This window comes from Micromonospora sp. WMMD723, assembly GCF_049863385.1.
GTDB classification, from domain to species: Bacteria; Actinomycetota; Actinomycetes; order Mycobacteriales; family Micromonosporaceae; genus Micromonospora; species Micromonospora wenchangensis.
In genome coordinates, this window is the sequence record NZ_JBMKNR010000001.1 from 4,911,814 (window position 1) to 4,925,054 (window position 13,241).

2 protein-coding genes and 1 pseudogene (1 of these 3 running past the window's edge) are annotated in these 13,241 nt (G+C 73.6%); all 3 read left to right on the top strand.

What is annotated here, in order from left to right:
• Positions 1 to 24 precede the first annotated feature (24 nt).
• Positions 25 to 5,205, top strand: a pseudogene (locus ACN261_RS21445) (SDR family NAD(P)-dependent oxidoreductase); the annotation flags it as partial.
• The gene (locus tag ACN261_RS21450; protein ID WP_421481448.1) at positions 5,202 to 5,732 is read left to right on the top strand and encodes a nuclear transport factor 2 family protein; all 531 of its coding nucleotides are present in this window, start codon (positions 5,202 to 5,204) and stop codon (positions 5,730 to 5,732) included. The pseudogene ACN261_RS21445 and the gene ACN261_RS21450, both read left to right, overlap by 4 nt.
• Positions 5,732 to 13,241 carry the 5' portion of an SDR family NAD(P)-dependent oxidoreductase gene (locus ACN261_RS21455; protein ID WP_425851793.1) on the top strand. 8,912 nt of this gene lie beyond the right edge of the window, so only the first 7,510 of its 16,422 coding nucleotides appear in the window; it begins with the start codon at positions 5,732 to 5,734; its stop codon lies off the right edge, out of view. Before ACN261_RS21450 ends, ACN261_RS21455 begins: the two co-directional genes overlap by 1 nt.

Consider the following 13,241-nt stretch of genomic DNA (forward strand, 5'->3'; position numbering starts at 1 on the left):
GCCGAGGTCGAGGCCCGGTCCCTGGAGCCGGTGGCGATCGTCGGCATGGCCTGCCGCTACCCCGGCGGCGTCGACTCCCCGGACGCGCTGTGGAACCTGGTCGCCGCCGGCACGGACGCCGTCACCACCCTGCCCACCGACCGGGGGTGGGCCCCGCCGGACGTCGGACCCAACCTGGGCGGATTCCTGCACGACGCGAGCGGATTCGACGCCGAGTTCTTCGGCATCTCACCGAACGAGGCGCTCGCCATGGACCCGCAGCAGCGCCTGCTGCTCGAATCGGCGTGGGAGGCCGTCGAACGGGCCGGCATCGACCCGACCACGCTGCGCGGCAGCCGCACCGACGTCATCGTCGGAGCCGCCTTCACCGGCTACGCCCCCAGCGCCACCGGCGCCGACGGCGTCCGCGAAGGAGACGCCGTCACCGGCAGTTCGTTGTCCGTGCTGTCCGGTCGGATCGCCTACACCCTCGGCCTGACCGGAGCGGCGGTCACCGTGGACACGGCCTGCTCCTCCTCCCTGGTGGCACTGCACCTCGGCGTCCGCGCGCTGCGCGCCCACGAGTGCGACCTGGCCCTCGTCGGCGGCGTCACCGTGATGGGCAGCACCGCCCCGCTGCGGGAGTTCGCCCGCCAGGGCGGCCTCGCCGCCGACGGACGCTGCAAGGCGTTCGCCGACGACGCCGACGGCATCGGCTGGGGGGAAGGCGCCGGCCTGCTGCTGGTGGAACGCCTGTCCGACGCGCGCCGGCTCGGTCACCCCGTGCTGGCCCTGGTACGCGGCAGCGCGACCAACCAGGACGGTGCGTCGAACGGCATCACCGCACCCAACGGCGCCGCCCAACGGGCGGTCATCGTCCAGGCACTGGCCAACGCCGGGATCTCCCCGGCCGACGTGGACGTCGTCGAGGCGCACGGCACCGGAACCGGCCTCGGCGACCCGATCGAGGTCCGGGCGCTGCTGTCCACCTACGGCCGGCACCGACCCCCCGACCGGCCGCTCTACCTGGGCTCGGTGAAGTCGAACATCGGCCACACCCAGGCCGCCGCCGGCGTGGCCGGCGTCATCAAGATGGTCCAGGCCATGCGGCACGGCCAGCTTCCGGCGACGCTGCACGCGACACCACCGTCGTCACACGTCGACTGGACGCAGGGCGCGGTCGAACTCCTGCACGACCACCGGGACTGGCCCGACACCGGCCGGCCCCGCCGCGCCGCCGTGTCCTCCTTCGGCATCGGCGGCACCAACGCCCACGTCGTCCTCGAACAGACGACCGACCAGCCCGCCGACACCGACGAACCGGCAGGCCACCACCCGTGGATCCTGTCCGCCAGGAGCACCGCCGCACTGCGCGCCCAGGCCGCGGCGCTGCACGCCCACCTCACCACCCATCCGCACCTGGAAGACCCCGCCGTGGCCCACACGCTGGCGGCCCACCGGACACTGTTCGACCACCGGGCCGTCGTCACCGGCCAGGACCGCGAGCACCGGCTCGCCGCGCTCCGGTCCCTGGCCGCAGGGGAACCCACACCCGCCGTCCACGTCGGACGTTGCGGCACCGTCCGCGCCGCCGTGCTGTTCACCGGGCAGGGCGCGCAACGACCCGGCATGGGCCGCGACCTGTACGAGCGGTTCCCCGCCTTCGCCCGGGCGTTCGACGCGGTGTGCCGGCACTTCGACGCCACGCTGCCGATCCCCCTGCGTGACGTCGTGTTCGCGGCCCCGGCCACCCCCCACGCCGCTGAGCTGGACACGAGCAGCTACGCCCAACCCGCGCTGTTCGCCGTCGAGGTCGCGCTGTTCCGGCTGTACGAGTCGTTCGGCCACACCGCCGACTACGTGCTCGGCCACTCTCTCGGCGAGATCACCGCCGCCCACGTCGCCGGAGTGCTCTCCCTGCCGGACGCGGCCACCCTGGTGGCCGCCCGCGGCTCCCTCATGCAGCAGCTACCACCCGGCGGTGTCATGAGCGCGGTCCGCGCCGGCGAGGTCGACGTGCTCGCCGCACTGGGCACCCTCGACCGACCCGTCGACGTCGCCGCCGTCAACGCCCCGTCGTCGGTGGTGGTGTCCGGCACCGACGCCGACGTGAGCGCCGCCGAGCAGGTGTTCACCGCCCGCGGCTGGCGGACCACCCGGCTGACGGTCACCCACGCGTTCCACTCGGCCGCGATCGACCCCATGCTCGACCGGTACGCCGACGTGCTGTCCGGCGTCACGTTCGGCCAGCCCGCCATCGCCTTCGTCTCCGCTACCACCGGCCGGATCACCTCCGGCACGGAACTCGCCACCCCCCGGTACTGGCTGGACAACGTACGCCGCACCGTCCGCTTCGCCGACGCCCTGCGATCACTGGACGCCGCCGGCGTCACCACCTACGTCGAGGCCGGCCCGGACGCGGTGCTGTCCACACTGGTCCGCGAGTGCCTGCTGCCGTCCCCGCGCCGGGCGGTCGTGCCCCTCCAGCGCCGCGACACCGACCAGGCCGCCAGCGTCGACCGGGCCATGGCGGAGCTGTTCGTCCACGGCGGGCCGGTGACGGCCGTCGTCCCCCCGCACCCGGCCGGCATCCCGGCCGAACTGCCCACCTACGCCTTCCAACGACGCCGCTACTGGCCCGAACCGACTCCGCGCCCCACCGCCGACGGGCACGACTGGCACTACGGGATCAGCTGGGAACCCCTGACCGCCCCGCAGCCGACCCATGGTCCCGCCGGCACCTGGCTGCTCGTCGCCGCCGACCCGGAACTGGCCGACCGAGTGTCGACCGCCTGCGGCACGGCCGGGATGACCGTCACCTGGCTGACCGACGACGGCGCGACACGCCAGGCCCTGGCGGCCCGGCTGGCAGCCCTGCCCACCGAGCCGGCGGGCATCCTGTGGCTCCCGGACGGCGCGGACACCGAACTGGCCGCACTGACCAGGTCGGTGACCCTCGCCCAGGCCCTCACCGACGCCGGCATCCCCGCACCCGTGTGGTACGTGACGGCAGGCGCGACGTCCGTCGCCGGTGAACCCGTCACCACCGTCACCGGCGCGGCGGTCGCCGCCCTGGGCCGGGTGATCGGCCTCGAACAGCCGGATCGCTGGGGTGGCCTGATCGACCTGCCCGCCGCACCGTCGGACGCCGACCTCGCCGCGCTGCCCGGCCTGCTGGCGCTCGACCCGGGTGAGGACCAGATCGCCCTGCGGGCCGGCGGACGTCACGTCCGCCGGCTCATCCGGGCGACCGCCCCGGCCGCCGCGACACCGTGGCGGCCGAACGGAACGGTGCTGGTCACCGGCGGCACCGGCGGCCTCGGCAGCCAGGTCGCCCGCTGGCTCGCCACCGCCGGCGCCGAACACCTGGTCCTCCTGTCCCGGCGGGGACCCCGGGCACCCGGCGTGGCGACCCTGCTCGACGACCTCGCCGCGACCGGCGTCGAGACCACCGTGGTGGCGGCCGACGTGCGGGACCGGGCCGCGATGGCCGCCCTGCTGGCGCGACTACGGGCCACCGGACGACCGCCGCGGGCCGTCATCCACACCGCCGCGACCCCCCAGCCGCCCGCGACGGTCACCGAGACCGCGGTGACCGACCTCGCCGGGGCACTCGACGCCAAAGTGGCCGGCGCCGCCGTGCTGGACGCGCTGACCAGCGACGACGACCTCGACGCGTTCGTCCTGTTCTCCTCCGCGGCGGGGATCTGGGGCAGCGGCTCCCAGGCCGGGTACAGCGCCGCCAACGCCGCCCTCGACGCCATCGCCCAGCGCCGACGGGCACGGGGACAGGCCGCCACCTCGATCGCCTGGGGAGCATGGGCCGGCCCGGGCATGGCCGAACGGGCCGGCGACCACTACGCCGTCCGGGGCGTACGGTCGATGCGGCCCGACACCGCCCTCCACGCGATGTCCCGCGCGGTCGCGACCACGAACCCGGTCCCGGTCATCGCCGACATCGACTGGCCCCGCTTCGCCGCCACCTACACCGCCGCCCGCCCCCGCCCCCTGATCTGCGAACTGGCGTCACCACCGTCGGGAACCACCGACCGGCCCGCCCGGACGGACCTGCGCACCCGCCTGGCCGCCCGGTCCGGTCAACAGCAGACCGACCTGCTGCTGCGGACCGTCCGCGCGGAGATCGCCACCGAACTGGGCCACCCCTCACCGGACTCCGTCGAGCCGCACCGCCCGCTGCGGGAACTCGGCTTCGACTCGCTACGCGCCGTCGCGCTACGCGACCGGCTGACCAAGGTGACCGACCTGCCGCTGCCCCCCGGCCTGATCTACGACCACGAAACCCCGCTGGCCCTGGCCGACCACCTGCTGGCACTGCTGCGCGGTGACGCCGCGAACGCCACCGCACCCGCCGACGGCGGTCTGCACGACATCTACCGGCGGCTCGCCCTGCGGGGCGACATGAACGCGATCGAATCGCTGTGCGTCGGCGCGGCCGCGCTGCGCGAGACGTTCGACTCCGCCGCCGACTTCGGCCCCGACGCGGCCCTCGTCGACCTGGCCCGTGGCGGACAGGGGCCGCCGGTGTTCGCCGTACCGCCGTTCGCGCCCGTCGAAGCGGCCATCCAGTTCGCCCGGCTGGCCGACTACCTCCAGGGCCGCACGAACCTATCGGTGCTGCCGGTACCCGGGTTCCGCACCGGTGACCCCCTGGCCACGACCGTCGAGGCCCTGGTCGGGGTGCTCACCCGCTACGTCCTCGGACGTCCCGGTGACCAGGCGCCCGTCCTGCTCGGCTACTCCTCGGGAGGATGGCTCGCCCACGCGGTGACGCACGCCCTGGAGCAGGCGGGGACACCACCGCTGGCCCTGGTCCTGCTGGACACCTATCCACCCGACGGCATGTCCCCGGCCCTGCGGCGCGCCATGAACTACGAACTGGTCGTCCGCCGGGCGACCTTCGCCACCCCGGACTTCACCTCCCTCACCACGTTCGGCAGCTACCGCCGCATGTTCCGCGGCTGGCGACCCGAACCGGTGCGGACCCCCACCCTGTTCCTGCGCCCCCTCCAGCCGGTACCCGGATCGCCGGACGAGCCGCCCGTCACCGGCGACTGGCGCTCCCGGTGGCCGGGCGACCACGAGGCCGGTGAGGTGCCGGGAGACCACTGCACGATGGTCGGCGAACACGCCGACAGCACCGCTGCCGCCATGTGGACATGGCTGGACGGAATCCGGCGCGTCAGCGCCACGGGAGGGACGTCATGAGCAGATCAGACTGGCTGGACCCGGGCGAGACCGAACTCCTCGACGGCCGGGCGCTGCGGGACCGGGCCGCCATCCAGGACGTGGTGGTCGCCGCCGGACTGCTGCTGGACGCCGGCGACTTCGACACGCTCCGGACCCTCTACACCGCCGACGCCATCTTCCAGATGGACCCGCCCCCGGAGGGCTACCCCAGCGTGCTCACCACCCCGGAGCAGATCATGATGGGCTTCAGCTACCAGTGGAACCACGCCCGCGACGAGGTCGGCGTGATGTTCCGGCACGTGACGTCCAACCTCCTGATCACCGCACTCGGACCGACCACCGCCGAGGTGTACTCGATCGTCACGGTGACCGGCCTCTACACCGACGGGCAGTTCGGACTGCGCCGGCTGGGCAACTACGTGGATCGGCTCCGCCGCGAGGGGACACGCTGGCGCATCGCCCACCGGACGGTGCACATGTCGGCGCCCCCACCGCTGCGCCCGGCGCGACCGGCGACCGCCGACGCGACCCGGCAGGCACCGTGATGACGGCCGGTACGGGCAGTACGACGAGTGAACCCGTCGCCGTCGTCGGGGTGGCCTGCCGCCTGCCGAAGGCCCCGACCCCCCGGGACTTCTGGCGTCTGCTGACCGACGGGCTCGACGCGGTCGGCGAGGCACCACCCGGACGTTGGCCCGGCCCCACGCTGCCGCACCGCTTCGGGGCGTTCCTCGACACGATCGACACCTTCGACGCCGACTTCTTCGGCATCCCGCCCCGCGCCGCCGCGGCCATGGACCCGCAGCAGCGGCTGCTGCTCGAACTGAGCTGGGAGGCCCTGGAGGACGCCAGGATCCCGCCCGCCCGGCTCCGCGACACCGCCACCAGCGTCCACGTCGGAGCGATGTGGGACGACTACGCGACGCTGGTGCTGCAGGCCGACCCGGAGGCCGTCGACCAGCACGCCCTCGCCGGCACCGGCCGCGGCATCATCGCCAACCGCGTGTCGCACTTCCTCGGCCTGCGTGGCCCCAGCACGACGGTCGACAGCGCCCAGTCGTCCTCCCTCGTCGCCGTGTACCAGGCGTGCGAGGGCCTGCGCCGGGGCGAGTCCACCACGGCCATCGCCGGCGGCGTCAACATCGCCATCCGAGCCGAGACCACCCTCGGCGCGGCCCGCTTCGGCGGCCTGTCGCCCGACGGGCGCTGCTACACCTTCGACGAACGGGCCAACGGCTACGTCCGTGGCGAAGGCGGCGTCGTCGTGGTGCTCAAACTGCTGTCCCGGGCGGCCGCGGACGGCGACCGGATCCACGCCGTCATCCTCGGCGGCGCGGTCAACCACGACGGCGGCGACCACCAGTTCACCGTGCCCAGCCCGGACGCCCAACGGGAGGTCATCGAACAGGCCCACCGACAGGCCGGCGTCGACCCCGCCGACGTGCAGTACGTCGAACTGCACGGCACCGGCACCAGGGTCGGTGACCCGGTCGAGGCCCGGGCGCTCGGCGCGGCCGTCGGCCGCCACCACCCGGCCGACCGGCCGCTGCTGGTCGGTTCGGCCAAGACCAACGTCGGACACCTCGAAGGCGCCGCCGGCGTGGTCGGGCTGCTCAAGCTCGTGCTGAGCCTGCGGCACCGCCAACTACCGCCGAGCCTCAACTTCACCCGGCCGAACCCCGAGATCCCGCTCGACGACCTGCGACTGCGGGTACCGACCACGCTGCAACCGTGGCCGGCCGACGGACGGCTGCTCGCCGGTGTGAGTTCCTTCGGCATGGGCGGGGTGAACTGCCACCTCGTCCTCACCGACGCGCCCCCGTCGACCTCCCGCCGGCCGCCGGCCCGGCCCGGCCCGCCCGTGCCCTGGCTGATCTCGGCCCCGACGCCGCAGGCCCTCCGGGCCCAGGCCGCAGCCCTGATCACCTGGCTCCAGGAACATCCCGACGCCGACCCCGACGCGGTCGGCCGGTCCCTCGCCCTGACCAGGACACGGTTCGCCCACCACGCCGTCGTCGACGCACCGGAGGCCGCCGGACGCCGGGACGTGCTGGCCGCGATCGCCGCCGGTCGCGCCGACACCGACACCGACACCGCCTGGCTGTCCGACCTGCAACCCGACCCGGCCGGATACGTCGACCTGCCCACCTACGCGTTCACCCGCGAGCGGTACTGGGTGGGGGAGGTCGCCGCGCCGACCGCGCCGGGCGGCCCGGCCCCGGACACCCTCGACCTGGTCCGTGCCGCCGTGGCGGCGGAACTCGGACACGCGACAGGTGACGCGGTCGACCCGCACCGCACCTTCGAGGACCTCGGGCTCGACTCGATGGGCGTCACCAGCCTCACCGCCCGGCTGAGCACCGCCACCGGCCGGCAACTCGCCACCGGCCTGACGTTCCGGTACCCCACCCCGGCCGACCTCGCGGAGTTCCTGCGCGCGGAACCCACCGGCGAATCCGCTGCGCCACCACCGCCACCGGTCACGGCACCGACCACGGACGACCCGGTCGTGGTGGTCGGCATGGCCTGCCGTTACCCCGGCGGCGTCCGGTCCCCGGAGGACCTGTGGCGGCTGGTCGACGAGGGCACCGACGCCATCACCCCGCTGCCGACCGACCGGGGATGGGACCTGGAACGCCTCTTCGACCCCGACCCGGACCGGCCCGGCACCTCCTACGCCCGCCACGGCGGCTTCCTGCACGACGCGGCGGCCTTCGACGCCGAGTTCTTCGGCATCAGCCCCCGCGAAGCCGCGGCGATGGACCCCCAGCAGCGCCTCCTGCTGGAGGTGTCCTGGGAAGGCATCGAACGCGCCGGCATCGACCCCCTCAGCCTCACCGACAGCCGCGTGGGTGTCTTCGTCGGCGCCACCGACCAGGAGTACGGACCCCGCCTCGACGCCACCGGTGAGGGCTCGGACGGCTACCGGCTGACCGGCGGCACGGTGAGCGTCGTCTCCGGCCGGATCGCCTACGCCCTGGGCCTCGCCGGACCCGCCGTCACCGTCGACACGGCCTGCTCGTCGTCGTTGGTCGCCATGCACCTCGCCGCGCAGTCCCTGCGGCAGGGGGAATGCAGCCTCGCGCTGGCCGCCGGCGTGACCGTGATGGCCGGCCCGGGCATGTTCGTCGAGTTCAGCCGGCAGCGCGGCCTCGCCCCCGACGGCCGGTGCAAGGCGTTCGGCGCCGACGCCGACGGCACCGCCTGGGCCGAGGGGGCCGGCATGCTGGTGCTGGAGCGACTCTCCGACGCCCGTCGCAACGGACACCGGCCGCTCGCCGTGCTCCGCGGTTCGGCGATCAACTCCGACGGCGCCAGCAACGGTTTGACCGCCCCCAACGGTGCCGCCCAGGAAGCCCTCATCCGGCGGACGCTCAACGTCGCCGGCCTCACGGCGCAGGACGTCGACGCCGTGGAGGCCCACGGCACCGGCACCCGGCTCGGCGACCCGATCGAGGCCGAGGCCCTCCTGGCCACCTACGGTCGGCACCGGCCGCCCGACCGGCCGCTGTGGCTCGGCTCGCTGAAGTCCAACATCGGCCACACCCAGGCCGCCGCCGGCATCGGCGGCGTCATCAAGATGATCGGCGCGATGGGACGGGGCACACTGCCCCGGACCCTGCACGCCGACGTGCCCTCACCCCGGATCGACTGGACGACGGGTGGTGTGGCGCTGCTGCGCGAACCGACCCCCTGGCCGGACACCGGCCGCCCACGGCGGTTCGCCGTCTCCTCGTTCGGGATCAGCGGGACCAACGCGCACGTGATCCTGGAGGCACCGGCGGAGGAACCGGCGGAGCCGACGCCGTCCGACGTCGCGGTGGTGTCCACCGCCGCGGTGGTTCCGTGGGTGTTGTCCGCCCGATCGGAGGCGGGGCTGCGCGCGGTGGCGGGCGGGCTGGCGGACGCGGTCGGCGGTTCGACCGACGTGGACGTCGCCTTCTCGCTGGGGTTGCGGTCGGTGTTCGATGTCCGGGCGGTCGTGGTGGGCACGGGCGACGAGCTGCGTTCGGGTCTGGTCGAGGTGGCCGGCAACGGGGTGGACGTGAACCGCGCGAATGTGGTGGCTGGTGTTGTGGGTGGTGGTGGGCGGGGTGTGGTTTTTGTGTTTCCGGGTCAGGGTGCGCAGTGGGTGGGTATGGCGGCGGAGTTGTTGGTGTCGTCGCCGGTTTTTGCGGCGCGTATGGGTGAGTGTGCGGTGGCGTTGGCTCCTTTTGTGGAGTGGGATTTGTTGGAGGTGGTGTCGGGTGGGGTGGGTTTGGATCGGGTTGATGTGGTGCAGCCGGTGTTGTTTGCGGTGATGGTGTCGTTGGCTGAGGTGTGGCGGGTGTTTGGGGTGGTGCCGGATGTGGTGGTGGGGCATTCGCAGGGTGAGATTGCGGCGGCGTGTGTGGCGGGGGTGTTGAGTTTGGGGGATGCGGCGCGGGTGGTGGCGGTGCGGAGTCGGTTGTTGCGGGGGTTGTCGGGTGGGGGTGGTATGGCGGTGTTGGGGGTTTCGGTGGGTGTGGTGGAGGGTTTGTTGGTGGGGTTGGGGGGTCGGGTGGTGGTGGCGGCGGTGAATGGTCCGTCGTCGGTGGTGGTGTCGGGTGAGGTGGGGGCGTTGGGGGAGTTGGTGGTGCGGTGTGGGGAGTTGGGGGTGTGGGTGCGGGTGGTTGATGTGGATTATGCGGCGCATTCGTCGCAGGTGGATGGGGTGGTGGGTCGGTTGGGTGTGGAGTTGGGGTCGGTGGTGCCGGTGTCGGGTGGGGTTCCGTTTTGTTCGACGGTGGTGGGTGGGGTGGTTGATGGGGGTGAGTTGGGGGCGGGGTATTGGTGTCGTAATTTGCGGGAGGTGGTGGGTTTTGGGGGTGCGGTGGAGGGGTTGGTGGGTGAGGGGTTTCGGGTTTTTGTTGAGGTGAGTCCGCATCCGGTGTTGACGGGTGCGGTGGAGGAGGTGGTGGAGGCGGGGGGTGGGGGTGGTGTGGTGGTGGGGACGTTGCGTCGTGGTGAGGGTGGTTGGGGGCGGTTTTTGTTGTCGTTGGGTGAGGTGTTCGTGGGGGGTGTGGGGGTTGATTGGGGTGCGGCGTTGGTGGGTGGTGGTCGGGTGGTGTTGCCGACGTATCCCTTCCAACACGAACACTTCTGGCACACCGACACCGCCGGCCCGCCGGCCATCGGCACCGGCACCGGTCTGGACCGGATCGAGCACGACATCCTCCGGGCCCTGGTGAGCACCCCCGACCCGGAACGTCTGGTGCTGCTCGGCGCGATGTCGCACCGGACCCACCCCTGGCTGGCCGACCACAGGGTACGGGGAGACGTCCTCTTTCCCGGCACCGGTTTCCTCGACCTCGCGGCGACCGCCGGTGAACTCGCCGGATACCCCCGCATCGCCGAGCTGACCCTGTCCACCCCACTGGTGCTCCCCCCGTCGGGAACCGTCGAGGTGCAGGTCGTCATCGACCCCGCCGACCAACCGGACCAACGCTCGGTGCGGATCAACGCCCGGACGGACGCCACCGGCTCACCCGCGTGGACCTGCCACGCCACCGGCACCCTGAGCCGCGAACCACGGCGGCCACCGGACGACCGCCCCGCCACCGAGGGCACCGAGATCCCCCTGACCGGCCTCTACGAGGAACTCGACGAACGCGGATTCCAGTACGGGCCGGCGTTCCGGGGCCTGGACGCGGCCTGGTCGCACGACGGCGACGTGACCGTCGAGACGAGCACCGACCTGGCCACCGGCGGGCACACCGTCCACCCGGCGCTGCTCGACGCCGTGCTGCACGCCGCGACGCTGCTCGACGGGGGGACCGCAGACGGCCTGCCGTTCGTCTGGACCGGCGTCAGCGTGCACGCACCAGCCGGATCGGCGCTGCGCGCCCGACTACGCCGCGTCGCACCCGACGCCGTGGCGATCGACGCCGTCGACCAGACCGGCGCACCCGTGCTGACCGTCGACGCGTTGACCCTGCGCGCCCCGGCCGGCGACGGTGTGCCCGGCGGGGCCCTGTTCGCCGTCGCGTGGCAGCGGTTCGACCCGCCGACCGCCACCGACACCGACACCGACACCGGCACCGGCACCGGCGACGTCGTCGACGTCACCGGCCAGGACGCCGCAGCCGTACTGGACATCCTGCAGCGGCGGCTGACCGGCCCACCCGAACCACTGGTGCTCACCACCCGACAGGCGTGCGCCGTCACGGCGGACGACGAACCACCCGGCCTCGACGGTGCCGCCGTGTGGGGCCTCGTCCGGTCGGCGCAGGCCGAACACCCGGGCCGCTTCGTGCTGGTGGACTCCGACGGCGGCCCCCTGCCGCCCGACGTCGCCGGCTGGGACGAACCACAACTCGCCTTCCGCGACGGCGTCGCCCACGTGCCACGGCTCGTCCCCGCGCACCCCGGCGACACCCCGCTCACCGTCGACCCGCAGGCCACCGTCGTCGTCACCGGCGGCACGGGCACCCTGGGCGCCCTGATCGCCCGCCGGCTGAAGACCGACCACGGGGTACGCCGCCTGCTGCTGCTCAGCCGCAGCGGACCGGCCGCCCCCGGGGCAGCCGACCTGGCAGCGGAGTTGGACGCCGACATCGTGGCCGTCGACGTGGCGGACCGGGCCGCACTGCGCGAAGCGCTGCGCGGCGTACGCGTGGGTGGCATCGTGCACGCGGCGGGCATCCTCGACGACGCCCCCCTCACGTCACTCACCCCGGAGCGACTGGCCCGCGTGATGGCCGCCAAGGTCACCTCGGCCGTCCTGCTCGACGAGCTGACCCGCGACCAGGACCTGGCGTTCTTCGTGCTGTTCTCCTCGGTCGTCGGCGTCCTCGGCAACGCGGGGCAGGCCGCGTACGCCGCCGCCAACGCCGCACTCGGCAGCCTCGCCCGGCGTCGGCACGCCCACGGGGCGCCGGCACAGTCGATCGCCTGGGGCCTGTGGGAGGTGAACACCGGCCTGACCGGGGCGATGACCGACGCCGACCGGGCCCGACTGGCCCGCGCCGGCGTACACCCCCTCTCCGTCGGGGACGGCCTGCGGCTGTTCGACGCGGCCCTGCGGACCCCCGTGCCCGAACTCGTCGCGGCCCGGCTCACCCGCACACCGGGCGACGAGACCTCCCCGCTGCTGCGCGGCCGCACCACCACACCCGCCTCCCCACCGCACCGGCTCGACGGCCGGCTCGCCCGCAGACCGGCCGAGGAGCAACAACGGCTGGTGCTCGACCTGGTCCGCACGCACGCCGCCACCGTCCTCGGCCACGACAGCCCCGACCTGATCCGGCCCGACCGGGCGTTCAAGGAGATCGGCTTCGACTCGCTGCTCGCGGTCGAGTTCCGTAACCGGCTCGGCAGGGCCACCGGCCTGCGGCTGCCCGCCACCCTGGTCTTCGACCATCCCGATCCGGGCACCCTCGCGGAGTACCTGCGCCAGCAGCTGACCGGCGGACGACACACCCCCTCAACACCCGGCCGCCAGGCCGTCACCGGTAACCGGGCCACCGCCGACGACCCGGTGGTGATCGTGGGGATGGCCTGCCGCTACCCCGGTGGCATCCGGTCGGCCGACGACCTGTGGCGGTTCGTCGTCGAGGGGGGCGACGCGATCACCGGCTTCCCGACCGACCGCGGCTGGCCCGACGACCTGTACGACCCGGAGCCGGGCAGCTCCGGACACACCTACGCCAGGGGCGGCGGCTTCCTGCACGACGCGGCCGAGTTCGACGCCGACTTCTTCGGCATCTCCCACCGCGAGGCCCTCGCGATGGATCCGCAGCAACGGCACCTGCTGGAGGTCTCCTGGGAGGCCCTGGAACACGCCGGCATCGACCCGGTCACCCTGCGCGGCAGCGACACCGCGGTGTTCACCGGCCTGATGTATCACGACTACGGCGTCCGCGTGGACGTGCCGCCCGACGCCGTGGCCGGCTACCTCAGCTCGGGCACCACCGGCGGCGTCGCCTCCGGACGGGTCTCCTACGTCATGGGTCTGGAAGGCCCGGCGGTCACCGTGGACACCGCGTGTTCGTCGTCGCTGGTCGCTCTGCACCTGGCCGGGCAGGCGCTGCAGG

Excerpts from the sequence above, each read along its gene's own strand:
- ACN261_RS21450 (WP_421481448.1), top strand. The coding sequence starts at position 5,202 with ATGAGCAGATCAGACTGGCTGGACCCGGGCGAGACCGAACTCCTCGAC.